Here is a 26,422-nt window from a genome sequence, read left to right on the forward strand (position 1 = left end):
ATCAACCTCTCTTTATTTTATCGACGACCAAGTCAATATCTTCAAACGAAATGGCAGTTTGTTCGCCGGTCGTCATATTTTTTAATAGAGCCTTTTTATCATTATATTCCTCGCCACCAAAAAAGAGTACGTATGAAGCATTCAATTTGTTTGCTTCTCGCATTTGTGCTTTCAGGCTTCTCGACAGATAATCGCACTCGGCTTTTAATCCTTTCTGTCTCAATCGATTAGTAAGAATAAAAGAATCGTCGTTGAGATTTTTATCGAGCAATGCTACATATACGTCAATTTTATCTTGAGGGATATTAAGGATATTTTCATTTTCGCAAGCCAGTAAAATTCGTTCAATTCCAGCAGCGAATCCAACGCCTGGCAAATCGTCGCCTCCGAGTTGGGCAACCAGACCGTTATAACGACCTCCTCCGCACAGTGCACTTTGCGAGCCGACGCTGCCACTTGCTATTTCGAATGTGGTGTGTGTGTAATAATCCAGCCCCCTTACCAATCTGGGTTCTATTTCATATTTTATTCCAAGTTTAACAAGAGCATTCTTTACTTTATCAAAGTGTTCGAGGCTTTGAGCTCCGAGAAAATCGATAAGAAGGGGTGCATCTTTCATTATCTCGATATCCTGTTCCTCTTTGCTGTCGAAGATTCGCAGGATATTGGTCTCATATCTTCTCTTGCTTTCGTTTGAAAGACGACTGTAGTGATTTTTTAGATAACCCTTTAATTCATTTTTGTAGGATTCTCTTTCTGAAGGAATACCGAGAGTATTGATGATTACGGTTAAATTTTTCAGTCCAATTTGATTTAATATGGAATAGGCAATCACAATCATTTCAGCGTCTAAAAAAGGGTCGTTGCTGCCGATTGCTTCGGCCCCAAATTGATGAAATTGACGCAGCCTGCCTGCTTGAGGTCTTTCCTGCCGGAACATAGGAGAGATATAAAAGAGCTTGTTTAACTGTGATTTTTTATGGAGTGAATGCTCAATCAATGCTCTCACTACAGCGGCTGTCATTTCAGGTTTAAGAGTAATACTGAGTCCGCCTCTGTCTTCGAATGTATACATTTCTTTGCTAACTATGTCGGTCTCTTCTCCAATGCCACGAGCAAAAAGTCGCGTTTCTTCAAAAATCGGTGTCCGAATTTCACTATAATTAAATTTTTCAAAAGTTGTGCGGACGAGATTTTCAATATACCTCCATTTGGGTATATCACCTGGAAGGATATCTTTTGTACCTGTAACGGCTTTAATCATTAAGGAGAAACCTGGTATTAGTTAATTTCGAAATATTGTTTTTCTTCTTCCAGAAAGAGATTATAAATTTCGTCGGCAGTTTTAGCCTTGGAAAGATTTTCTCTGAATTCCTCGTTATTCATCATTCTCGATATCCTGCTGAGGAGTTTGATGTGCGGCCCGACAAGGTTTTCTTTGCCGACGAGTAAAAAGACAAGGTTTACCGGTTGACCGTCGAGAGCCTGAAAATCGATTGGCTCGTCGAGTTTACCAAATGCAGCAATGATATCATTGACGCCGTTTGATTTAGCGTGCGGTATGGCAAAACCTTTACCAACACCTGTCGACATTATTTTTTCACGTTCATGTACGGCTTCACGAACCCCTTCAAGGTCTTTAACCCGTTCGTCATCTCGAAATAAATCTACCAATTCATTAATAACTTCGGCTTTGGTTTTCCCCTTCAACGAAGGTATAATTTTGTCGGGTTGTAAAATATCCGAAATTTTCATCTAATACCCACTTAGTTTTTACTGCTACAAATTTAAGAAACCATTATCCCTTTATCAATCGACCAGATTTTTTTACTACCAATTTTCTTGAAATCGGATAAAAGTAACCTTAATTTATCATTAAAAATAAAATTGGAGTTATAATGGATATTCAAAACAAAACAGTATTAGTTCTGGGGGCATGGGGACTGGTAGGTAACGCCGTTACGCGCAAACTGGTGAGCGAAAAGCCAAAAAGAATTATTGTAACTTCACTCAAAAAAGAAGAAGCGCTTGCACAGGTTGAAAAGCTAAAGAAAGAATTCACCGGATTGCCGGAAGACTATTTTGTTCCGTGGTGGGGAAATATTTTTGTACGGTATGAATTTAAGGATAAAAATCGTCTGGAACTGCTCGAAGATCCCGAATCACGCCGAATTCTTATGTACGATATAATGGAGGAATTGAACGACGAGATACTTGAGGCTTCGGCGGCTTATAAATTAATTATGGAATTCAAACCAGAAATTGTTATCGATTGTGTAAATTCAGCAACGGCAATCGCATACCAGGATATCTATTCGACTTATTACCGGATTAAAAGATTAATGAACGAAGGCTCGGATGCCGAAGTAATGCGAAATGAAATGGAAAAACTCTTCTGCAGCGAATATGTTCCTCAAATTATCCGACACGTACAAATACTTTATAATGCAATGAGCAGGGCAGGCACAAAAATTTATTTTAAGATTGGAACGAGCGGCACAGGGGGAATGGGATTGAATATCCCTTACACACACAGCGAAGAGAAACCGTCACGCGTTCTGCTGAGTAAATCTGCCGTAGCCGGAGCTCATACTCTATTGCTATTTTTAATGGGCAGAACTCCACAAGGACCAATTACAAAAGAAATTAAACCGACTGCCGCCATCGCCTGGAAAAAAATTGAGTTCGGTGAAATTAGAAAAGGAGGAAAACCAATCGAAATTCAGAATGTCGACTTGAATGATGCTGTTAGGTTAGAAGGAAAGTTGCAATTAAAACCCGATATTAAATTCAAGTCAACCGGTGAATCATTAAAATCGGTTTACATAGATACCGGAGAGAATGGCACTTTTTCCAGAGGAGAGTTCGAGGCAATTACAACTCAAGGACAGATGGAATATGTAACTCCAGAAGAAATTGCCGACGACCTGATATACGAAATTAAAGGCGGTAATACTGGTCACGACATAATCAATGCTCTCGACAATGCAACGCTCGAACCAACATACAGAGCCGGATTCTTGCAGCATTCAGCCGTCGAGAAACTCGAAGAACTCGAAAATTTGTACGGCAAAGAAAGTGTTGCATTCGAATTGTTAGGTCCACCGCGCCTTTCAAAATTATTGCATGAAATAAATTTACTGAGACACGTCGCCGGCGAAATGAAAAGAATACCAGAATTTTCTCCAGCTGAACTATCGAACAAAGTTTTCGAGTACATCAAAGAAAACGACAGGTTGAGAAATGAAATAATTTCGATTGGTATTCCAATTCTTCTGCCCGATGGCAAATCCCTGCTACGAGGTAATACGATGAAGATTCCTCCGTTCAGAGGCGAAAATGAATTGAATATTACCGCAGAAAGTATCGATTTGTGGGCACACGACGGCTGGGTCGATTTGAGAGAGAAAAACATGGAAACCTGGATCGAGAGGATTAATGCAATCATTGCAGAAGCCAGTTCAATTCCAGAAGAAGATACCAGTTCAATGCACGTTCGTACCAGGAAATACTGGAACGACTTCGGTAAAATCGATATCGGTAAAGTGGTCGGATGGATCTTCAGTAAAGAAGAAAAAGGCGAACGGATGAAAGCTTAATTTGACAGTCGGGGCTATCAAAAGTATAATGAAATTTGTGCCGATCGCTTAAAGCACGCATTAAGATAGTCCCGACTCTTATCTGATGAAAGGATTTCTTTTTTCTTCGAATAAATTTAATTGCTAACGTAACGTGTCTATTACAGGTCACAATTTTTATTACACTCGTAATAGACTATATATTCTTATCCGCTATACTTTCAAGAATTCAGTTCACTATTATCTTTTATGAATTTCCTCGTTAATAATTTTATATCGGTGCGCTTTGACGTGCCTCTTTTCCATCTCTTTCTTAAAGTCGTATTGCTTAACTACTTTTATATTACGCGGCAAAATTATATGTGTTCAGGGATTGATAACCGGGGGAACCTGACTGGTTCTTATAACAGGCGGCTGATTTTTCTTTCTTATTTTTGTAATTAAATAAGAAAAAAGAATTATAATTATTGCAGTTGCGAATGAGATTGTGAGAATATGAAAAATGATTTCGTCTAGTTCCATAAAATTTTAAAATTTCTTTCCTTTATTATCGCATAAATAGTGCCTTAATTTTAGGGTTATTCATCAAAAAAATGAAGTAATTTAAAGATGCGGTGTCCCATTTAGTGGTGTTTTATCAATATGGTACATAAAATGAAATGCCTGCCATAAACGAGGCAGGCATTGAGGGAAAGAGAAATTTAATTGATTACGGGTTTGCGTCCGATGCTGTAGTATACAAAACCAAGTTCTTTCATTTTTGCTGGGTCGAAAATGTTTCTGCCGTCGAAAATCAATCTGTTTTTCAGCAGCTTTTTCATTTGCTCGAAATCTGGATTTCTGAATTCATTCCATTCTGTAAGGATCAGCAGTGCATCGGCGTCTTTGAGAGCCGAATATTGGTCTTGAGCATATTGAGGTTTATCGCCCAGATAGAAACGCGCGTTTTCCATTGCCGCCGGGTCGTATGCAACCACTTTTGCATTTGCAGCGAGTAATTGATTGATAATTACAATTGAGGGTGCTTCCCGCATATCGTCGGTATTGGGTTTGAAGGAGAGACCCCAGACGGCAAAAGTTTTGCCATCTAAGATACCGTTGAAATGCTCTTTAACTTTTTTTACGAGAATTTCTTTCTGGTTTTTATTTACTTCGTCGACAACTTTCAGAATTTTCATCGGCGAGCCAAATTCTTCGGAAGTTTTAATTAATGCATTTACATCTTTTGGAAAGCAGGATCCGCCGTAACCAATTCCAGGAAAAAGAAAGCGTTTGCCAATACGTGTATCGGATCCCATTGCTTTGCGAACCATTTCCACATTAGCACCGGCTTTTTCGCAGAAATTTGCCAGTTCGTTCATAAATGTAATTCTCATTGCCAGATAAGAATTCGAAGCGTATTTAGTTACCTCTGCACTTTCTGGATCCATTTCAAAAATCGGGTTACCCTGTCGCACAAAGGGCTCGTATAAAGCTCTCATTTTTTCAAAAGCTTTCGGATTCCTTGCACCTATTACTATCCGGTCGGGCTTCATAAAATCATCCACTGCAAATCCTTCCCTCAAAAATTCAGGATTCGAAACCACTTCAAAATTTTCAATGTTGTACTTTTCAAGTATCTTTTTGACAGCTGCTGAAGTGCCAACAGGAACAGTGCTCTTATTGACTATAATCTTAAAATCATTCTTTTGAGAATTCTGTAATATTTTGCCAATTTCTTCAGCAACTCCAAACACATATTTCAAATCTGCCGATCCATCTTCACCTTGTGGAGTTGGCAGGCATAAAAAAATTATTTCAGACTCTTCAACCGCGCGACGCAGGTCGGATGTAAAAGTAAGTCTATTTTTGTCAATATTTCTCTGGAATAAAATTTCGAGGCCGGGTTCATATATCGGTACAATCCGACGGTTTAATTTCTCCAGTTTTTTCTGGTCGTTGTCCACGCAGATAACCGTATTGCCCATTTCGGCAAAACAAGTTCCACTGACCAGTCCCACATAACCGGTTCCAATAACAGCTAATTTCATTAAATGTCCTCCTGCTTAAATAAGAAATCGTGTTCTATTTCGTTAAATTTTTTTGCTTTCAAATCTTTCTCCGAAACAATTGGATTTTCAATGTGCCAGTCGATATTTAAATGCGGATCGTTATACAAAATAGCTCGTTCGTGTTCTTTGCTGTATCGCGCCGTGCATTTGTACATGAAAAATGCTTCGTCCGATAGGACTGAAAAACCATGTGCAAATCCTGGCGGAATCCAGAGTTGCTCTTTTTTAATGTCGTCAAGCACGTAAGAAAAACATTTGCCGTAAGTTGGCGAACCATATCGAATGTCGACTGCCACGTCGAGAACTTTGCCTTTTAAGACCGTGCAGAGTTTCCCCTGAGCAAATTTGCCGACTTGATAATGAAGTCCACGAATTGTATTCTTTACAGATTTTGAAACGTTATCTTGAACGAATTCAAATTTAATTCCGCCGTCTTCGTATTTGAATTTGTTGAACAATTCAAAAAAGAAACCGCGCTCGTCTTCATAAATATCTGGTTTGATGATCAGTAGTCCATCGATATGTACTTTTTCGAAAATCATAATCAGTATTTTGGATTAGAATGCCATTTCCATGCTGTCGAAAGGATTTCATCAATATTTGTTTCTGGTTTCCAGTTCAGAAGTTGTCGTGCCTTTTTATTGTCGGCAACGAGAACTGCAGGATCGCCCGGACGTCGTCCTGTAATTTCGTAATTTATTTTTTTGCCTGTAACTTCTTCGGCTTTATTAATTATTTCAAGAACAGAATTTCCAACGCCTGTACCAAGATTAATAATTTCCGACGAAGTGTTTTCTTTTTCCAGATAAAGAAGCGCTTTTAAATGAGCATCTGCCAGATCCATCACATGAATATAATCCCTGATGCATGTGCCGTCGTGTGTATCGTAGTCGTTTCCGAAAACAAAAACTTTATCGCGTTTGCCCAGAGCGGCTTCGAGAACTATTGGAATTAAATGAGTCTCAGGCGAATGGCTCTCGCCTATCTCTCCTTCGGGGTCGGCGCCTGCAGCATTGAAATATCTTAAACAAACGTGCTTCAAACCGTATCTTAATTCAAAGTCCTTCAGCATCATCTCAATTACAAGTTTGGTGTTTGCGTAAGGATTAATCGGTTTTGCCGGTTCAGACTCCGAAATTGGAACTTTATTTGGATTGCCGTAGATCGAACACGTGGAAGAAAAGACAAACTTTTTCAGATTGTGTTTAACAGCTGCTTTAATCAAATTAAAACTTCCAACAACGTTATTTGTATAGTAAAGTTCCGGATTTTCTACCGATTCACCCACGTATGCAAAAGCAGCAAAGTGAACGATCGCTTCGGGTTTATATTTGTTAATTACTTTTTCTAACTCAACGTAATCGAGCAGGTCGACATTTTCAAAAGGAATTGATTTATCGACAGCTTCACGGTGACCTCTTACGAGACTGTCGAGCACCACAGGTGAATAATTGTTGTTTACGAGGTATTTTACGAAATGAGAACCGATATATCCGGCTCCGCCTGTAACTAATATTTTCACTTTTGATGTACCCTGAAAAAATTTTTTTTGTTGTTTGTAAAAATACAAAATTATATTTTCAACTCTATAATAATTATGATTAGTTCTCTGAACTAATTAATTGAAGAATCAATCAGGGCAAAAAATGGCAAAACTACCCAAGAGATTTGAGCGTTTTTTAAAAGAATATCCCCAAGTAGCAGTGGCTTACGAAAAGCTGGGAGGTGCTGTCCACGAGGCTGGTCCGCTCGATGAAAAGACGAGAATACTAATTAAGCTGGCTCTTTCGGCAGGTGCGATGATGGAAGGCGCAGTCCATGCTCAGGTCAGAAAAGCAGTCAAAGCAAAGATTAAAAATGAGGAAATCAGACATGTGGCGCTTCTGGCAATCCCAACCATCGGTTTCCCGGCTTCGATGGCAGTAATGAGCTGGATCGACGATATTCTCGACAAAAAGAAAGGAAAGAAATAATTGAGATTTATCACCGAAGAATTATTTGATTCAGTCAAGCCAGACGAAGTCAAAATTGATTTAAAAAGAATAACTGCTCTCTGGGCTTTCAGCGAGGCTGCGTTTGGTGGTATTCTACACATCCTTAAAATTCCTTTCACCGGCCTTTTCCTTAGCGTCGCCACTGTCATATATATTTCACTTCTGGCTTATTATTCCGAAGACAAAAAAATCATTTTGAAATCAGCACTCTTAGCTGCTTTAGTTAAAGCTGTTGTCAGTCCTTACAGCCCCTTGAATTCTTACTTTGCAATAACAGTTCAGGCTTTCCTTGGATTTTATCTATATTCTTATATCAAATCGCACAAATTAGCAACTTTTTTATTGGGTGTACTATCTTTGTTCTATTCGGCATTTCAGAAGGTTTTTGTTCTAACTCTATTGTTCGGTTTTACATTATGGGAATCGCTCAACGAATTTGCAGATTATATCGTTCTACAGTTCTATAAGTTCGATACAAGTTCTGGCTTCAGCTTCAGTATGATGATTATTACGTTCTATGTTGGAGTGCATTTGTTTGCTGGAATAATAGTAGGATTAAAGGCTTCTAATATACCCAGGTGGGTAAGGAGTGCCTACGATTATTATAAATCTTATTATGTTTTTCATCTGATTACCTCGGACTATTTTATTAATAAAGAAAAAAAAGGTAAAAAGATTAAAAGATGGTGGCAGCGCCCGTCGGGAATTTTATTTATCATATTTTGTTTGTTTCTGCTGGTATTCTCGTATTATCTGAATAATTATAATCGTTTCTGGGGTGTTGTGTTTATGTTGCTCCGCTCCTTTACAATTTCGTTTATCTGGTTCAGCATAATCTCTCCAATTGTAATCGGAAAATTCAAAAGATTTATCGAAAAGGAAAAATTTGAACATGCCTCCGAAATAAACGAAATAACCGATCTCTTTCCGAGTTTCCGCGCCATTATCAATAACAGCTGGTCGGTCTCCAGAAGATACCTCGGAATACAACGGCTCATATTTTTCTTTTCCCTCTCTTTTTTCTTGCTTCTTACGATGAATGAAGAAAATGTACAGTATAAAAATTATTTCAGGCCCTATTAACTCAGGCAAAACTACGGCTCTTTTTAAATGGACAACCACGCAATCCAATATCGATGGCATTCTCCAGCCGGTTATTGATGGTAAGCGTTTCCTTTTTCACATTAAAAGCAAAACGTTGTTCTCATTAGAAACTACTGAAAGCGAAGATGCCGTAAACGTCGGAAAATATCGTTTCAGTCTGAAAGCTTTCAACTGGGCTAACGAGCGACTGATCGAAGCAGTTAAACAAAATTTCGAAGCCATCGTATTCGACGAGATCGGTAGACTCGAACTTCAAGACTCAGGACTCGCTTCCGCTTTGAAGTTTGCGCTCAATAGTTCTGCTTCGTATCAATTGATTCTTGCCGTTCGAGAAAATTTACTCGACGCTGTAATCGATAAATTCAATATTGAAAATCCATTGATCATCAGAGAGTTTTACGAAAACATTTAATCTATTCGACAATTGAAATTGCATAGTCCGACTTTACCGATAAAAATCTGCATTTTGCCGAATTATAGTTTCAGAACAATTTCGATTTATTAACTTGCGAATGGAATTTATAAATGGAGTAATTAATGCAAAGTCATATGACTACAAGAATTCTAATGGGACTTATCCTAATAGTGCTGGGAACATTGTTATTGCTCGACAATTACGGAGTCCTGATTCTTCCCGAGTTCATTTATTCGTGGGAATATTTGTTTATCCTGTTCGGACTCCTTCTTTTTTTGTTGACGCACAATAAAACAGCAGGACTTATTTTTATAGCCATCGGATTGTTCAAAATAGCACCAGAACTCTGGCCAATCTTACTTATCCTTCTCGGTGTCTATCTACTTTTTCGTCAAAGGGGGAATTCAATCCATCGTTTCGGCGGGAGATATTTCCATCATAAAACTAAAATCGGCGAAAGGAAAGCATCGACGGAAGATGGAATGATCGAAGAAGTCTCAGTCTTCGGCGGTAGCAACAAGAATTATTATATAAATAATTTCAAAGGCGGAAATATCGTATCAATTTTTGGAGGCTCGGAAATTAATCTCTCCAATTGCAATCTTGCCGAAGGCGATAGCACTCTCGAAATTACAATCATCTTCGGAGGTACAACGTTGATTGTACCATCAGACTGGAAGATTGTGATCGACGTACTACCGATTTTTGGCGGCTTTTCTGATTCAAGAAGGAATGTATCAGATTCAAATATTGACGAGGACAAAATTCTTTATATCAAAGGAATTATAATTTTCGGCGGCGGCGAAATTAAAAACTAAGGAGTCGAAATGGACAATTCAAAAATATCAAAAACAAACTGGCTCGGTATTATTCTAATTATCGCAGGAGCTTTGCTTTTAGTTGATAACATCTTTATGCTCGACTTTTCTTTCCGACACATTATTTTTTCATGGCATACAGTTTCATTAATTATCGGCATTGTCATCCATTCGAAATCAAAAAACAGCGTAGCAGGCATAGTCTTTCTTGTTATTGGTATTTTTGGAATTGCAAGCAAAATCCTGCATCCTTTCTTTGTTCTCAGGTTTCGTGATTTCTGGCCGATTATAATAATTATTATTGGACTTCTTATTATTCTCAAAAGAAATGGGCATTCTAATAAACATCATCATTTCGAAGCAGCACATACGGAAGAGAGTTCTAAAGGTTTTGATTATACTGAGAATGCGGATTATATAAACGAAGAATGCGTTCTGACAAGCTCCACTAAATTAATACAATCGAATAATTTCAGCGGTGGAAAAATTAATGTCATACTTGGAAGCGCTCAACTTAACTTCGACAATTCCAGACTCGCAGAGGGAGAGATTGTACTCAATATCAGTTGTGTTATGGGAGGATGTACACTCTTTGTACCAAAAAACTGGAAGGTGATCTCAAATCTAACCTCAATCTTCGGTGGATTTGACGATAAACGTTACTTTATTCCTGATTCAGAAGAAATGCAGGAAGGATTATTAATTCTGAAAGGCTCGGTTGTTTTCGGTGGCTGCGAAGTTTATTATTCCTGACGAAAAATAATATGATTAATCCTTTTATCAAAAATAGAAAACTTCTCTTAATCTATTTTCTGTTGTGGGTGTTTATTGCTGTGGCACATTCGTTAATTCTTACTTTTATTGTGGACGTCTCTTTCGGTTACTCGATTATCGACAGTATCATTTTTAATGGGCTTTATTGTTTTCTGGGACTTAGCTTCTGGTATATGGTAAATTTCAATTCACTCGATAATTATTCTGCGTTTAAGATTATTCTAAATCATATTGCATCTGCATTTATCATTACAACTTTCTGGCTTGGTATTTCTTATTTTATTCTATCGAATATTATTGAAGATAAAAAATATTTGTCGATACTCAACAGTAGCCTTGTATGGCGTTCAATTGCGGGAATTATGTTTTACATTATTATTATCGCTATTGATTACGTTCTTATTTATTACAATAACTTTCACGATAAATTATTGAAGGAAGCCGAGCTGAAAACTTTACTCAAAGAGACGGAATTGAGGTCGTTGAAATATCAAATTAATCCACACTTTATTTTTAACAGTCTCAATTCCATCAGCTCTTTGACACTGAGCAATCCAGCAAAAGCCAGAGAGATGACGATTAAACTTTCGACTTTTTTAAGAAGTACTTTATCCCGCAACGAAAATCAAACCAATCCTTTGAAAGAAGAGCTCGAAAATTCGCGACTCTATCTCGACATCGAAAAAGTCAGGTTCGGAGACAAATTCGACTACGTCGAAGAATGCGACGACGAATGTGGCAAGGTGGAAGTGCCCGCCATGCTGCTACAGCCTCTCTTTGAGAATGCAATTAAGCACGGCGTTTACGAAAGCGTCGAAAAAGTAACGATTAAATTAAAATGCAAAAAAGGCAATGGATTCATTCAAATAACTATGGAAAATAATTACGACCCTGAAGCCGTGCCCCGAAAAGGCGAAGGCATCGGCTTGAAGAATATTAAAAACAGGCTCAAATTATTTTACAACAACGAAAATCTTATCACTATCGATAAAGACAAAGGACTATTCAGGGTTGATATTTACATACCGGAGTATTTATGAAAAAGATAAAAGCGTTGATAGTCGACGACGAAAAATTAGCACGCGATATTGTGGCTGAGTATTTGTCCGATTACGAAGAATTTGAAATTGTAGGTGAATGCTCAAATGGTTTTGAAGCAATAAAGATGTTAAATGAAGTAAAGCCCGATTTAATTTTTATCGATATACAGATGCCAAAGATAACAGGTTTCGAAATGCTCGAATTGATCGACGAGCCACCCGCAATAATTTTTACTACTGCATTCGATCAATATGCCATCAAAGCATTTGAAGTTAATGCAGTCGATTATTTGTTGAAACCATTTTCAAAAGAGCGATTCAAAGCAGCTCTCGAAAAAGCAAAAATGTACATCGGGAATAAGTCGGAACTACTGAATAAACTAAACAAATTGAAAGAAGCAGATAAAGAAAAAGGCGAATGGCTCGAACGTGTGGTTTTAAAGCACAACAGCAAGATTTTAATCATTCCTGCCAATGAAATAATTTATATTGAAGCGCAGGACGATTACGTAATGTTGCACACTGAAAGGGGAAAATTCCTGAAACAAAAGACAATGAGATGGTTCGAAAAGAATTTAAATTCCGATAACTTTTTGCGCTTGCACCGCTCTTTTATTGCTCGCCTCGATGCAATTGTGCAGCTGGAACCTTACGAAAAAGAATCCTACAAAGCGATTTTGAAAAATGGGGATAAAATCTCTGTAAGCAAATCTGGATACCAGCGACTGAAGAAGTTGATGAACAGATAAAAAATTGACCTTTGAAAAGGGAGTCGTTATATTTGAAGAAAAATTAGGGACGCAAATGGATTTCGATAAGGACCTTCAGTCGATTCAAATGGCTCGCAATTTAGCCGCAAAGGCAAAAGAGGCTCAGCTTGAATTCAAACATTTTACTCAAAAGCAAGTCGATAAAATTGTTGAAGCTATGTGCGAGGCAGGGTTCAGAGAAGCTGAAAGACTGGCTCGACTTGCTCACGAGGAGACCGGGTTTGGTAAAGTTTCAGATAAGATTATTAAAAATCAATTTGCCACGCGGGATGTCTATAATTCGATTAAAGATCTCAAGACTGTTGGCATAATCGAAGTCAGGAATAACGGCAAAGTAGTAAAAATTGCCGAGCCGATGGGAGTAGTTGCTGCTCTTATTCCATCCACAAATCCAACATCGACAGCATTGTTCAAAGCAATAATTTCTTTAAAATGCAGGAATGGAATTGTTGCCAGTCCGCATCCCAAAGCAGTTAAGTCGACAGCAGAAGCTTTGAATATACTTTCTGAAGCAGCCGAAAAGGCGGGCGCTCCAGCTGGCTTAATCCAGACTTTAACAATTCCTACTCTCGAAGGCACAAAAGCATTGATGCACGATCCAAACATTGCGGTCATACTGGCTACGGGTAGCACTCCAATGGTACGCGCCGCATACAGCGCCGGCAAACCTGCATACGGAGTTGGACCAGGTAACGTGCCTGCTTTTATTGAAAGAACTGCAGACATTAAAAAAGCAGTGGCAGATATCGTCTATGGCACCACATTCGACAATGGAGTCTTGTGTTCTTCCGAACAGGCAATGATTGTAGATCGTCCGATAAAAGAAAAAGTAATTGAAGAAGCCAGAAAGCTCGGTTGCTATTTCCTCAATGCCGAAGAAAAAAAACTTCTCGAAGAAAAAGTTGCCAAAGGTGCCAAACTCAATTCCGATATTGTCGGTAAGTCAGCTACCTGGATTGCTTCCTATGCAGGATTTGAGGTGCCTTCCAGCACTACGGTACTGATAGCTGAATGTAACAAAGTTGGAAAAGAAGAACCCCTTTCGATCGAAAAACTATCGCCCATCCTGGCTTTCTACACAGTTGACGGCTGGCTCGAAGGTTGCCACCGTTCAATTGAACTGCTCCAGTTTGGAGGACTTGGCCATACGATGGCTATCCATTCAAACGATAGAGATATAATTTTAAAATTTGCGCTGGAAAAACCGGCATTTCGTATTGTTGTTAACACACCATCTTCTGTTGGCGCTGTGGGCTATACAACGGGATTAATTCCATCAATGACTTTAGGCCCCGGAACCTGGGGAGGTTCAATTATATCGGAAAACGTTACGGCTTCTCATCTGATGAATATTAAAACTCTGGCTTTTGAGACCAATCCAATTAATAAAGGCAATGTTATTAATTCGCTGGACGGAAACAGTTTCACAAAAACTGAAACCGTCTCATCCAGCTTTACAAATATTATAGAAGAAAGATTAAGAGCACGTGCAGGCAATCCACCTGTCGGTTCTTTCAATACTTCTAAAAAGGAAACTAACAAACAATTCGGCAGCGGCATAAGCGAGGAAGAGATCAATAAAATTATTGCAGAATTTAAGAAATTTTGAATTTAGAATGTGATTTTTAACATTAAAGTATTATCTTGACCTGCCGATTTTAATCAATTCCGTACCTCACCACTCAACGGAGGTAATTTATGCTGACTATGCTTGTCAACCCCGAAATCAAAGAATTAATTAAAACCAGAAAATTCTCTGAACTCAAAGAAATTCTTATCGATTGGGATCCCACCGATATTGCGGATCTTATTTTAAATCTTGACGAAGAGGAACGCGCTCTCTTGTTCAGACTGCTGCCCAAAGAACTTGCTGCAGATGTATTTGAATACCTCGATTACGATACACAGATTGATCTTATCAGGTCGATGAGTCAGGAGAAGATTGCTGAACTTCTCAATGAAATGTCGCCCGACGACCGTACAGCTCTCTTCGAAGAAATGCCGCCGAATGTAGTTAAACAGATGATAAACTACCTTACTCCAGAAGAACGCAAAATTGCTCAACAACTTCTCGGCTATCCCGAAGATAGCGTCGGTCGTTTAATGACACCCGACTATATTGCAATCAGGGAAAACTGGACAGTTCAGGATACTCTCGATTATATCAGAAAATACGGGCACGATAAAGAAACTTTGAACATTTTGTATGTAGTGGACGACAAAGGGAAATTAATTGACGATATAAAAATTCGGGATTTTTTGCTGGCACCACTTGACACAAAAGTATCGGAATTGATGGACGGAAATTTTGTATCGTTGAAAGTAAATGACGACCAGGAAACTGCAATCGAGGTTTTTAAGAAGTACGATCGAATTGCTTTGCCTGTTACAGATTCATCAGGAGTACTGGTCGGAATTGTAACTGTTGATGATGTCCTGGACGTAGCCGAAGAAGAAACCACAGAAGATATCCATAAAAGTGCAGCAGTTGAAGCTCTCGAAGAACCTTATCCAGATACACCCGTACTTGAAATGATTAAAAAAAGAGCTGTATGGCTTAGCATCTTGTTCATTGGTGAAATGTTTACAGCTACTGTGATGGGATTTTTCGAACATGAAATTAGTCAGGCGGTAGTCCTTGCTCTTTTTCTTCCTTTAATTATTTCGAGTGGTGGTAATTCAGGTTCTCAGGCCTCCACACTTATCATTCGCGCTCTGGCTCTAAATGAAATTACATTGAAGGACTGGATCTACGTTTTCAGGCGGGAAATTATTACGGGATTACTGCTTGGTGTAATCCTGGCAATTATTGGATTTATACGAATTACAATCTGGCAATATGCAGGAAATAGTTATGGCGACCACTGGCTTTTGCTAGCTACTACTGTAGCATGTTCAATAATTGGAGTTGTTGCCTGGGGAAGTTTGATGGGTTCGATGTTGCCCTTTATTATGAAGAAATTGGGATTCGATCCTGCAACCTCATCGGCGCCTTTTATTGCGACTCTGGTCGATGTAACGGGTATTATAATTTATTTTACCGTGGCTCACATGATGCTAAGTGGAACGCTTTTGCCTTAGATTTCGGCGCTTTCAATATAATGTTTGCGCCAGCTGCGCATTAGTATACCCATTACAATTAATCCAATACCAATCATTGCAATTTTTATATACGACTCGGGATAGTAGTAGTAACCTCCAATTGCGACGGGCAAATTACTTAGTTCAACAGAAGTAAAACCTTCGGCGCGTGCAATTTCGACTTTGTATTTTACATGAAGGAGTGAATATACAAGGATAACTGAGCCCTGCAGGAAACAGACGATATCTACAAGGGCGAAAATTAGCGTAGTTAATAACTTTTTCACACATCCCTCGATTAAGTTTTGTACCCCCGAGAGGACTCGAACCTCCGACACGCGGTTTAGGAAACCGCTGCTCTATCCACGCTGAGCTACGGGGGCATTAAAATTTTATGCCGAAATATATTGCCTTAATAAAAAAATGACAAATTTTAATGAAGAAGAATTGTACTCGTAAATATTTTATTTTGTTAAATCTATATTTCATAAAGTCTGAAGTCACACACATCTTTCCTCGTTCATTTATTGATAATTTCAAGTTTCCTGGATATAAAAAACTTTTGAAATTATGACTGAATTTGATAATAAATTGATTTATCTATCTGCCAGTCCCAATTTATCAACTCTAAAATTTCCTGCTTTTTTTGTTAACCAGATCAAATGAAAAAATTTTGTTTGAAATCTATCTTTAATGTATGTAGACATTTAAATATTTCGAAAAGAACAAATAAATTTTTGGAGTATTTTAGAGTAGTTGGTTATATTTGATCAAAAAATAATATTTCGTCGATTAAAAAGAATTGTTGTAGTAGAAATTGGTCGATTGAGTGAAAGTTTGATTGCGTAAAAAATAAAAGCAAGTCGTCCGTTCGAGGAGGGTAATATAGTGGTATGAGTTCCAGTCAGAGCCATGTAAAATCAAAACTTAGAGTTGCTCAATTTGGCGAGGTGCTCACCCTGAAAGAGCAGAAAAACAAGATGCTAAACCTGATGTCTTTGCATCTTTGGAGCAATCAAAAGGCGATCTTCCTTGACCCGATCTGTAAATCAAGCAAATTCATGAGCGTGGATATTCACGTACTGCAGTTGTTAGTTATCTACCTCCAGAACGAGGAGCATGTGAAAGCAGCGTTTAGATGTACTATTCAAAACACAACTCCAGGACATTGGAATTGTCACATTGCGGCTACCGTATGTATTCTTTGCCATTTGTTGTGGATGCCTTATGTCAAACAACCCCTGAACAGTAGTTCATCTGAAAACAGTAAGGTTGCCAGTAATTCATTGTGTAAAATGCATGGTTCTAAATTTATATTGATACTTTTATTTTTATTAAGATATATTTTCAAAGGACAAATTTGCTTGTCTTAAACACTCGCTGTCATATTTCGTAATAAAAAAGAGGATTAACTATGCGTAAAGAGAAAGTTACAGGTGATATAAAAGTGGAGAACAAGGATCTAGAAATATTGAAAACTCATTTTCCGCATTACTTTGATAAAAACGGCAATTTTGATTTTGAAAAGTTTAAAAACTATCTTACCGAAAAAGAAATTTCTTTTTCCACAGAAAGCTATGGGCTGGAATGGCTTGGCAAAAGCTATGCACGGCTCCTGGCAAGCGACCCCGCTACAACACTATTAAAAGCAGACGAAACCCACAACGCAAAACCTGAAAATACTAACTCTGAAAACCTGCTCATAAAAGGCGACAATTTGGAAGTACTCAAGCACCTTGCCAATGCCTATTACGAAAAAATAAAAATGATATACATAGACCCGCCCTACAATACCGGTAATGATGGCTTTGTGTATAATGATGATAGAAAATATACCGTAAAAGACCTGCAAAACCTTATTGGCATTGACGAAGAAAAAGCCAAACGGATTTTAGATTTTACACAAAGCAAAAGCAACAGCCACAGCGCCTGGCTTACTTTTATGTACCCGCGACTTTACATTGCTAAACAATTACTTAGAGACGACGGCGTAATATTTGTTTCTATTGATGATAACGAAGTGGCACAACTGCGACTTTTGATGGATGAGATTTTTGGGGAAGAAAATTTTGTGGCGGAGTTTCCAAGAATTACAAAAAAGGCAGGAAAAACAACGGACTTAATAGCAAAAAACACTGATTACTTAATCACTTATAGTAAAACCGATAAATTGATTATAGGCAAAAGCTCATTTGAAGATTTAAAGTATAATGGAATAGATGAATACTTTGAAGAAAGGGGGAGTTTTAAATTAAGTCAAACTCTTGACTATAGTTCAATCCAGTATTCTAAATCACTTGATTATGAGATTGAGTTTGACGGAAAAATTTACCGACCAGGTAATGTTTCAAAAGAACAAATGGAAGCTCGTCAAAAGGCAAATCCTAAAAGCGACTTTTGTTGGAGATGGTCAAAAGACTTATTTGAATTTGGCTTAAAAAATGGTTTCATTGTTGTTAAAAATGATAGAATTTATACAAAAACTTATAAAAATGCTGTAATCAAAAAAGATAAGAAAAACGGCTATTTTATTGAAATACAAGAAAGAAAAAAATCCACATCTTCACTTGAGTTCATTGATAATAAATATTCAAATGATAATGCTAAAAAAGATATTTCAAAGTATTTTGATGAAAAAGTTTTTGAGTATTCAAAACCAATTTCACTTATTTACAAAATAGCTCAAATTTCGACATCTTGCGGAGACCTCATCCTTGATTTTTTCGCTGGCAGTGGCACCACAGGCGATGCGGTGATGCAGCTTAATGCCGAAGATGGGGGTAATCGAAAGTTTATTTTAGTACAATTACCAGAACCAATCGACCCAAAGAAAAACCAAACTGCCTATGATTTTGTCAAAAACGAACTCAAAGCCGAACCTACGATATTTGAAATTACTAAAGAAAGACTTATAAGAGCAGCAGAAAAAATTAAAACCGAAACCATTGATACTAAAATCAAAGAAAAAGAAAATGAGCTTCAGGAATTACATAATCAATTGGATTTAGAAGACAAAGAAGAAAAAATCAAAAAACTACAGAACGAAATTGAAGCCCTTAAAAGGCAGGATTTGGGCTTTAAAATATTTGAAACCATCCCCATCTGGGAAGATTATAATTTTGAAGCCGAAGCGTTTGACAGCTCGCAAACCCTTTTTGATGCCGGAAAACTTAACGACGAAGATATACAAGCACTACTTACCACCTGGAAAACCTACGATGGTATTCCGTTAACAGAAGAGTTAGAAACCATTGATTTAGGAGGCTATACATCGTTTTATGGTAACGGAAAGCTCTATTTAATGCACAAGGGTTTTACTGCCGATCATTTAAAAGCATTGCTGGAAAAAATAGATACAGACAAACACTTTGAACCCAAAACCATCATTGCCTTTGGCTATCACTTTGAAAGTGCCCGCTTACGCGAACTATCCGAAAATGTAAAAAACTATGCTAACAAAAAGCAGATAGACATAGATTTTGTTGTAAGGTATTAACAATGGAAACAACCCGTATAGAATTTAAAAGCCAATATACGGATGATCTTGATCTAGAAAAAGAAGTTATTGCTTTTTTAAATTATCGCGAAGGGGGATTTATTTATATTGGAATAGATAATTCGGGTAAAGTGGTAGGTGTTTCCAATCTGGATAAAACCATACTAAAAATCATAGACCGTATAAAAAATAATATTCAACCTTCTGCACTGGGCCTTTTTGATGTTGTTGAGGAAACAAAAGAAGGTAAATCTGTTATTAAGATTATCGTAGCAAGTGGAAGCGAAAAGCCGTACTTTAAGAAAAGATATGGGATGACCGAAAAAGGATGTTTTATTCGTATAGGTACCGCCGCTCAACCAATGTCGCAAAAAATGATTGATGAACTTTTTGCAAAAAGAGCAAGAAATTCCATCGGTAAAATAAAGTCACCCCGACAGGATTTAACCTTTGAACAATTGCGCATTTACTACGAAGAAAAGGGCAAGCCGCTTAACAAACAGTTCAAAAAAAATCTTGAACTACTTACCGATGATGGGCACTTAAATTATGTGGCTTATCTTCTTGCCGATGAAAATGGTATATCATTTAAAGTAGCAAAATATTCTGGAAAAGATAGAGTTAACTTGATTGAAAATACCGAACTTGGATACTGTTCACTAATTAAAGCAACCAAAAGTGTACTGGATAAGATTGATATAGAAAACAGAGTTTATGCCCGCATTACCCCCAAAGAAAGAATAGAAAAACGGCTATGGCAACCGGTGGCATTGCGCGAAGCCATTATTAATGCCATTGTACATAATGACTACACAAGAGAAGTGCCACCAAAATTTGAAATTTTTGACGATAGAATAGAAATAATATCTGCCGGATCACTACCAGAGTTTTTATCTATAGAGGAATTTTTTGATGGGGTATCGGTTCCACGAAACAAGGAACTAATGCGTATTTTTAAAGATCTTGAATTGGTGGAGCAATTAGGGTCAGGTTTGCCAAGAATACTACAGTTTTATAGCAGAGATTCTTTTAAGTTTACAGAGAATTTTACTAAAACCATCTTTTATTCCGACGAAGAAGTAGTTGAATATCTTAAAAAAGAAGAAAAAGCCGGGCAGGTCACCCAGCAAGTCACCCAGCAAGTCACCCAGCAAGTTCTTGAGATTATAAAAATACTGGATGGTGAATTCTCAAGAAGTGAGCTTCAAAAAAAACTTAATTTATCGGATAGAGAGCATTTCAGAAAAGAGTATCTTGAAAAATCTATTCAACTGGGATTGGTTGAACCTACTATTCCTGATAAACCTACCAGTAGTAAACAAAAATATCGCCTTACAGAAAAAGGAAAAGAGTTGCAAAAACAACTAAAAACTGAGGGCGGAAAATGAAAGGCTTTAATTTTGAAAAAGATTTAGCCCATCAGAAACAAGCAGTAGATAATACCGTTGCGGTTTTTGAAAACTTACAAATTACCTTCCCCACTGATGTAAACAAAAATTATGTTAATCCTTCGTTAATTTGGGAGTCTGGTTTACAGTACAAAAGAAATATTGAAAACATTCAACGTAACAACACAATTACCGAAGGGTTTAAGAAAAGCAACATCATTGATATCATGATGGAAACAGGGACAGGGAAAACCTATACCTATACCAAAACTATTTTCGAACTCAATAGACTTTACGGTGTCTTTAAATTTATCATCGTTGTGCCCACTTTATCTATCAAAGCTGGAACAGTAGATTTTTTAAAGTCTGAAAGTTGCCGTGAACATTTCAAAGAGCAATACGGCAAAATATTGAATTTACATATTGTAGAAAGTCAGAAAAGTAATAAAAACAAAAAGTCATCCATACCAGCGGCAGTAAGTAGCTTTGTAAATGCCGGAAATTTTGAAAAAAACAGCATTCAGGTTATGATCATTAATGCAGGTATGATTAATTCCGAAACAATGCAAAAGAGCTTTGATAAAGGTTTGTTTGATAAATACACTATTCCTTTTGATGCTATTGCAGCGGTAAATCCTTTTATGATTATTGACGAGCCTCATAAGTTTGCACAAGAAAATAAGACCTGGGAAAACATTCAGAAAATGAAACCCCAATTTATTTTGCGATATGGGGCAACATTTACAGAATATGAAAATCTGGTATATAAATTAACAGCCGTAGATGCATTTAACAGAAATTTAGTTAAAGGCGTAATTGGGCACATTACTGAATTTGAAAGCGGTAAAAATGCAATTGTAAGGTTCATCGATTCTGATGGAAAAGAAGCCAGCTTTGAATTAATTCAAAATGCCGAACGAAACACAGTAAAAGTTGCAAAAAAAGAAAGTCTTGCTAAAGTTCATCCGGAAATGAAGGAATTGTTCATAGAGAAACTTAACAAAAGCACTGTTATTTTGTCAAACGGCTTAGAAATGAAGAAGGGCGATAAAATAAACCCTTACTCGTATGCTGAAAAATTACAGGAGACAATGATAAAACAGGCAATAAAGCACCATTTTGAAATAGAAAAACAACTTTTAACAAGAGAAGTAAAAATCAAACCTTTAACGCTTTTCTTTATTGATAATATTGATGAATACAGAAATAAGGATGGTTATATCCGCAGAACAGTTGAAACTTATGTAAAGGCAGAAATAGAAAAATTAATAAAAAACGAAACGGATCCTTTATATAAATCATATCTTGAAAAAACGTTAATTGACATTTCTGCAACGCACGGTGGATATTTTTCAAAAGATAATATCGAAAATGATGAAAAAATAGAAGCAGAAATCAATGAAATTCTTCATGATAAACAAGCAATACTTGATCTGGAAAATCCAAGACGATTTATTTTTTCCAAATGGACATTACGCGAAGGATGGGATAATCCTAATGTATTTCAGATTTGTAAGCTGAGAAGCAGCGGTAGCGAAATATCTAAATTGCAGGAAGTTGGCCGAGGATTGCGTTTGCCTGTTAACGAATATGGTAATCGAGTAAAAGACGAACAGTTTTATCTACACTATTTTGTAGATTTTACCGAAAGCGATTTTGTCGATAAGCTGGTTAATGAAATTAACGAAAAATCGGGAGCTGTTTCTATTGAACAAACCTATACAAGTGTTAATCCATTGATAAAAATTATTTTACAAAAATACTCCGATAAATTTACAAACGATGAAAATTTATTAGAATATCTTGATGAAAAAGGAGTTATCAAAAGAAACAATGATTTTAAAGAAAATGGTTTTAACTTTATCAAAGAAAATTTCCCGCTTATTTTCGAAGGTGTAAACTCTAATAAAGTTCGTAAAGCCACTGATCCAAAGAAAAAGGTCACGGTAAGGACATCGAAGTATGATGAGTTAAAAGAACTCTGGGAAAAGCTTAATGAAAAAGTTGTTCTTGAATATAAGTTTGAAAACGAATCAAATTTCAAGGCTTTATTTACGGAATTTTTGAAAACACAAAAAGATAAATTTATTTCAGACGGAATTATTGAAAGAATTTCAAAGGTTGAAACCAGGGATAATAAAGCGGTGGCGAAAGAGACTATATCCGTTTACAAACCAAAGACTGAATCTATTGCTACGATGAAATATAGTGATTTTTTGAAAGAACTCTCAAAATCGCTTAACATTAACATTGTAACATTGCATCAATCAATTATTAAAGCAAAAACTGATATTAATAATTATCTTAACCAATCGACACTGAGAACTATAAAACAGAATTTTGACCTTTTCCTAATGACACAAGCCTTTGATAAATACTCAATAGAATACAAAAAGGTTAAAAATAGCATTCATCCTACCAAGCTAACAGACGAAAAAGGAAATGTGCTGAAAGAAATTTCGGCTTCTGATGTAGGTGTATTGTTTTCTGATGAAAATGTCGCAGACTCTTATTTCTTCGAAGAATTATATTATGACTCCGACCTAGAAAAATCAAATATACAAACAGATATTGAGGAAGTCATTGTCTTTACAAAAATTCCTAAGAACTCCATTAAAATTCCTGTGGCAGGTGGCAAAACCTATTCACCTGACTTTGCCTATGTGGTAAAAAATAGTACCGGAGAGCAGAAACTGCACTTTGTGGTGGAATGCAAAAATTATCCAGATGCAAGCGGATTGAGTGAAGAAGAAAAAATGAAAATTAAACATGCCGAAAAGTTCTTTGATGGAAAAATAAAAATTGAGTTTAAAACTCAATTCAGTAACAACAAAATTTTAGATTTAATTAAAGAAATCCTTAACTAACAAATAATACGGATTAAATGATTAATCTAAAGTATTATGAAAGGTATTTAGTTCTGTATCGGAATTTTTATAAAAATAAACTTGGTGGAATGACCAAAAAAATTTACATAAATATTGAATTGATATAAACAAGAAGAAAAAGAATGATTCTAACTTGACAAGTCAATCCAAAAATCATAATTTCAAGCAAGAATAACGGAAATATTTTTTGCAAAGTGGAAAGCTAAATACTTCTCTTAACTGCTGAATTAATAATTCTGAAAATCCGGAACTACTTGATAAGATACTCATTGCTTTGGAGCTGCTTATTATATCATATGGAATACAGATAGAAATACTTAGTAAAAAGTGGCTAGTACGTAGATATGAAGCTGCACGCACATCCATGTAAATTAAGTAATAAACATAGTATGAGTAATATTCATAACGTAAAATTAAAAAATATCAATTTGTGACCGTTGATAAAAAAATATCAATTAGACTTTATTTATTATTTATTCCTATATCTTATTTTTCTTATCTATTCCACGAATTCGGGCATTGGTTAGTAGGAGAATATCTAGGGAACAAAATGATATATAGTCTAAACTATGTTTGGCCTGAAGGTGGACATTATTTAGATGAAAGTCATAATTTATATGTAAGTATCGGTGGACCTGCGTTTACTATACTGGTGGCTGTGATATCTCTTTTAATTTTAGAGAAATATTCAATGATATATGCTTACCCAGTTTTATTCTTTCAATTCGTATTTCGTTTTTTTTCACTAGTCTTTGGAGGATTTAGTCAACAAGATGAAACAAGAATATCAATAATAATGGGAATCGGTACATATACAGCAGGAATAATAGTTCTTTTAATATTGCTTTTAATTGTCATAAGAGCTAGTTATAAACTCATGATAGATTTTAAACAAATTGGTTATTTTTTTACAGTGGGTATTCTAAGTCATCTTTTGGTAATTGCAACTTATAGAATTGCTAGTCTGTAGAAAATACGTTATAACCCTCAAATCAAAGCGACTGCTTTAAACATTGCGGCATTCTAAAAATGTTATTGTTGAGTTGAAAAAATAATTACTTTTTGAGTATGGTGAATAAAACAAATTTATAAATAATTATTGGCATTGCTTTTCAATTTTACATTGCAGTTTTGGGCAGCATTTTATGTACAATACCGTAAAGTGTTGATCAAACGATGAATATTCTTGATTGAATTAAGCGAGTTTGGTAACAACTCTTTAAAAATTCCTTTTCGAATGTTCTCCTCAGAACACAACGGATCTGATTATGAGATTTTAACTCATATACATAATAATCTTTGCTCTCAACTCTTGAAATAATTCCTTCGATTTCAATCTCCTTCAATTACTTAGTTACAAAAATAATATAAACTTTGTTCTGATTTTTAAGGTTTGAAGATAGTTAATGCTGAAGTAATATTATTTTTTTCTTTTACATTCAAGTTAAGAAAAATTTAACCACAGAAAACACAGTTTTTTCACAGATAAAATTTGGATTAAACAAATAATCAACTCTAAGATTATGAAAAGTTTTTTAGTAGGTGATTAAAAACAAATCAATAAACAATAGATGCCATAACCACTATTGGGATAAATCATAAATTCGTGAATAATTAGTGAAATTCGTGGCTAATGATTTAATGACTTAAATAGCTTCATAATGTAGAGGATTAAAAAAATCAACTAAATCTTGACAAATCTTATGTAAATTCATAAGTTTTAATCAGAGAAGAAAGGGATATATTTTTTGCAAGGTGGGAAGCAAAATATTTCTTCAGACCCGAAGATATTTCAAACTGAAAAACACAAACCGAAACTGCTCGGGCAGGTACGCATTGCTATGCGTACGGCTCACTACAGTAGAAAAACTGAGACTGCTTATACGAATTGGATTAAGCGGTTTATTTACTTCCATAATAAGCGTCATCCAAAAGATATGGGTGCTGAAGAAATAAAAGCATTCATAAACAATCTTGCTACTAATCATCATGTTTCCAGTGCTACTCAAAACCAGGCTTTACAGGGTATACTTTATCTTTACAAAAATATTTTGAATAAAGATGTAGGGTGGATTGAAAATATTAAGCGATCAACGAGAGTGAAACATCTGCCGGTTGTATTATCTAAAAGAGAAGTAGCTAATGTATTTAAGAATATACAAGGAACGAATAAATTAATTGTTTCATTACTTTATGGCAGTGGTTTAAGATTAACTGAAGCATTAAAGCTAAGAATTAAAGATATAGATTTTGATTATAAGCAGATTCTTGTAAGGGATGGTAAAGGCGAGAAGGATCGACACACAATTCTTCCTGATTCAATAATTCCGGAATTAAAGAAACATTTAAATATAGTTTTCTTACAGCACAAAGACGATTTGAAAAAGGGGAAGGGAGAAACAATTTTACCTTATGCACTGAAGAAAAAATATCCAAATGCCGGAAAAGAGTTTGGATGGCAGTATGCTTTTCCTGCAGATAAGTTTATTAAAGATAAGGAAAGTGGATTAATTTTAAGGTGGCATATTCACCAGAGTACGGTACAACGAGCTGTGAAAGAAGCAGTAAAGAAAGCAGGAATTACAAAACCTGCAAGCCCGCATACATTCAGACATTCATTCGCAACTCACTTACTAGAAAACGGATATGATATACGAACCATACAAGAATTACTTGGGCACAATTCTATTAAAACCACTATGATTTACACCCATGTTCTCAATAGAGGATTGGGGGTTAAGAGTCCGTTAGACTGAAATATGGCATGATGATAGATATGCAAGAGCTATTTTTAAATATTGAGATTTTAAGAAAATTTGAAAACAATTGGAAAGTAGATATGCATCTGCACGCATATCTACCTTCTTTAACTAATAAATCTGTGCAGTATAAGTAATAGTTATATGGCAAAATCATAAATTAATAAGGAGGTACTGCAAAAAAAATAATTTTCTAAAAACCCCGGCGCTGGTGGCACCGGGGCAAATGCAAACAAATAATTTAACCTTCTATTACTACAGTTTTG

General features: G+C 36.2%; 21 protein-coding genes and 1 tRNA gene. 15 read left to right on the plus strand and 7 right to left on the minus strand.

Annotated features, from left to right (window positions below; translation table 11 throughout):
* Position 1 precedes the first annotated feature (1 nt).
* Positions 2 to 1,264, minus strand: coding sequence for a histidine--tRNA ligase (hisS, locus tag ACUN8G_RS12760; RefSeq protein ID WP_437345200.1), 1,263 nt, complete (start codon positions 1,262 to 1,264; stop codon positions 2 to 4).
* Positions 1,265 to 1,281: 17 nt separating this feature from the next.
* Positions 1,282 to 1,755 carry a PTS sugar transporter subunit IIA gene (locus ACUN8G_RS12765; protein ID WP_437345199.1) on the minus strand — a complete coding sequence of 158 codons (474 nt, stop codon included), beginning with the start codon at positions 1,753 to 1,755 and terminating at the stop codon, positions 1,282 to 1,284.
* 143 nt (positions 1,756 to 1,898) lie between these two features.
* Between ACUN8G_RS12765 and ACUN8G_RS12770 the strand changes: the two genes are divergently transcribed.
* A complete protein-coding gene (locus ACUN8G_RS12770; protein WP_437345198.1) occupies positions 1,899 to 3,599 on the plus strand; it encodes a Rossmann-fold NAD(P)-binding domain-containing protein in 1,701 nt (566 codons plus the stop codon).
* A gap of 680 nt (positions 3,600 to 4,279) precedes the next feature.
* Here ACUN8G_RS12770 and ACUN8G_RS12775 read toward each other — a convergent pair.
* The 3 genes from ACUN8G_RS12775 to galE are packed head-to-tail and all read right to left on the minus strand — an operon-like array spanning position 4,280 to position 7,151.
* On the minus strand, positions 4,280 to 5,608 hold the full coding sequence (locus ACUN8G_RS12775) for a UDP-glucose dehydrogenase family protein (RefSeq protein WP_437345197.1): 1,329 nt from the start codon (positions 5,606 to 5,608) through the stop codon (positions 4,280 to 4,282).
* Complete coding sequence (rfbC, locus tag ACUN8G_RS12780) at positions 5,608 to 6,171, minus strand: dTDP-4-dehydrorhamnose 3,5-epimerase (protein WP_437345196.1); 564 nt, start codon at positions 6,169 to 6,171, stop codon at positions 5,608 to 5,610. Before rfbC ends, ACUN8G_RS12775 begins: the two co-directional genes overlap by 1 nt.
* A 2-nt stretch (positions 6,172 to 6,173) precedes the next feature.
* Positions 6,174 to 7,151 carry a UDP-glucose 4-epimerase GalE gene (gene galE / locus ACUN8G_RS12785; RefSeq protein WP_437345195.1) on the minus strand — a complete coding sequence of 326 codons (978 nt, stop codon included), beginning with the start codon at positions 7,149 to 7,151 and terminating at the stop codon, positions 6,174 to 6,176.
* A 124-nt stretch (positions 7,152 to 7,275) separates the two neighbouring features.
* Between galE and ACUN8G_RS12790 the strand changes: the two genes are divergently transcribed.
* The 9 genes from ACUN8G_RS12790 (at position 7,276) to mgtE (ending at position 15,625) form a co-directional block, all read left to right on the plus strand.
* Positions 7,276 to 7,602 carry a carboxymuconolactone decarboxylase family protein gene (locus ACUN8G_RS12790; RefSeq protein ID WP_437345194.1) on the plus strand — a complete coding sequence of 109 codons (327 nt, stop codon included), beginning with the start codon at positions 7,276 to 7,278 and terminating at the stop codon, positions 7,600 to 7,602.
* On the plus strand, positions 7,603 to 8,706 hold the full coding sequence (locus ACUN8G_RS12795) for a hypothetical protein (RefSeq protein ID WP_437345193.1): 1,104 nt from the start codon (positions 7,603 to 7,605) through the stop codon (positions 8,704 to 8,706). It abuts the gene before it with no gap.
* Entirely contained in the window at positions 8,672 to 9,139 is a 468-nt protein-coding gene (locus ACUN8G_RS12800; protein ID WP_437345192.1) for a nucleoside-triphosphatase, read from the plus strand. Before ACUN8G_RS12795 ends, ACUN8G_RS12800 begins: the two co-directional genes overlap by 35 nt.
* A 125-nt stretch (positions 9,140 to 9,264) precedes the next feature.
* A complete protein-coding gene (locus ACUN8G_RS12805; protein ID WP_437345191.1) occupies positions 9,265 to 9,960 on the plus strand; it encodes a LiaF transmembrane domain-containing protein in 696 nt (231 codons plus the stop codon).
* A gap of 9 nt (positions 9,961 to 9,969) precedes the next feature.
* Positions 9,970 to 10,713, plus strand: a complete 744-nt coding sequence (locus tag ACUN8G_RS12810; RefSeq protein WP_437345190.1) for a LiaF transmembrane domain-containing protein — start codon at positions 9,970 to 9,972, stop codon at positions 10,711 to 10,713.
* Between the two features lie 11 nt (positions 10,714 to 10,724).
* Positions 10,725 to 11,774 (plus strand): sensor histidine kinase, encoded by a 1,050-nt coding sequence (locus tag ACUN8G_RS12815; protein ID WP_437345189.1) that lies wholly within the window; start codon positions 10,725 to 10,727, stop codon positions 11,772 to 11,774.
* Positions 11,771 to 12,523: a LytR/AlgR family response regulator transcription factor gene (locus ACUN8G_RS12820; RefSeq protein WP_437345188.1), complete on the plus strand. Its 753-nt coding sequence runs from the start codon at positions 11,771 to 11,773 to the stop codon at positions 12,521 to 12,523. The genes ACUN8G_RS12815 and ACUN8G_RS12820 overlap by 4 nt, the downstream gene beginning before the upstream one ends.
* A gap of 55 nt (positions 12,524 to 12,578) precedes the next feature.
* Positions 12,579 to 14,153, plus strand: coding sequence for an aldehyde dehydrogenase family protein (locus ACUN8G_RS12825; protein ID WP_437345187.1), 1,575 nt, complete (start codon positions 12,579 to 12,581; stop codon positions 14,151 to 14,153).
* Between the two features lie 89 nt (positions 14,154 to 14,242).
* A complete protein-coding gene (gene mgtE, locus ACUN8G_RS12830; protein ID WP_437345186.1) occupies positions 14,243 to 15,625 on the plus strand; it encodes a magnesium transporter in 1,383 nt (460 codons plus the stop codon).
* Here the strand turns inward: mgtE and ACUN8G_RS12835 are convergent.
* The gene (locus ACUN8G_RS12835; RefSeq protein WP_437345185.1) at positions 15,622 to 15,912 is read right to left on the minus strand and encodes a hypothetical protein; all 291 of its coding nucleotides are present in this window, start codon (positions 15,910 to 15,912) and stop codon (positions 15,622 to 15,624) included. The genes mgtE and ACUN8G_RS12835 overlap by 4 nt on opposite strands.
* A 21-nt stretch (positions 15,913 to 15,933) precedes the next feature.
* A tRNA-Arg gene (locus ACUN8G_RS12840) sits at positions 15,934 to 16,008 on the minus strand.
* Between the two features lie 1,031 nt (positions 16,009 to 17,039).
* On the opposite strand from ACUN8G_RS12840, the gene ACUN8G_RS12845 reads away from it, so the two are divergent.
* The 5 genes from ACUN8G_RS12845 to ACUN8G_RS12865 all read left to right on the plus strand — a co-directional run bounded on the left by ACUN8G_RS12845 (position 17,040) and on the right by ACUN8G_RS12865 (position 26,153).
* Positions 17,040 to 19,121 (plus strand): site-specific DNA-methyltransferase, encoded by a 2,082-nt coding sequence (locus ACUN8G_RS12845; RefSeq protein ID WP_437345184.1) that lies wholly within the window; start codon positions 17,040 to 17,042, stop codon positions 19,119 to 19,121.
* Positions 19,122 to 19,123: 2 nt separating this feature from the next.
* Entirely contained in the window at positions 19,124 to 20,509 is a 1,386-nt protein-coding gene (locus ACUN8G_RS12850; RefSeq protein WP_437345183.1) for a Fic family protein, read from the plus strand.
* Positions 20,506 to 23,376 carry a type III restriction-modification system endonuclease gene (locus tag ACUN8G_RS12855; RefSeq protein ID WP_437345182.1) on the plus strand — a complete coding sequence of 957 codons (2,871 nt, stop codon included), beginning with the start codon at positions 20,506 to 20,508 and terminating at the stop codon, positions 23,374 to 23,376. The genes ACUN8G_RS12850 and ACUN8G_RS12855 overlap by 4 nt, the downstream gene beginning before the upstream one ends.
* A gap of 571 nt (positions 23,377 to 23,947) precedes the next feature.
* Entirely contained in the window at positions 23,948 to 24,367 is a 420-nt protein-coding gene (locus tag ACUN8G_RS12860) for a hypothetical protein (protein WP_437345181.1), read from the plus strand.
* A gap of 778 nt (positions 24,368 to 25,145) precedes the next feature.
* Positions 25,146 to 26,153 (plus strand): integron integrase, encoded by a 1,008-nt coding sequence (locus tag ACUN8G_RS12865; protein ID WP_437345180.1) that lies wholly within the window; start codon positions 25,146 to 25,148, stop codon positions 26,151 to 26,153.
* The last annotated feature ends 269 nt before the right edge of the window (positions 26,154 to 26,422 follow it).

This window comes from Melioribacter sulfuriphilus (assembly GCF_052656625.1).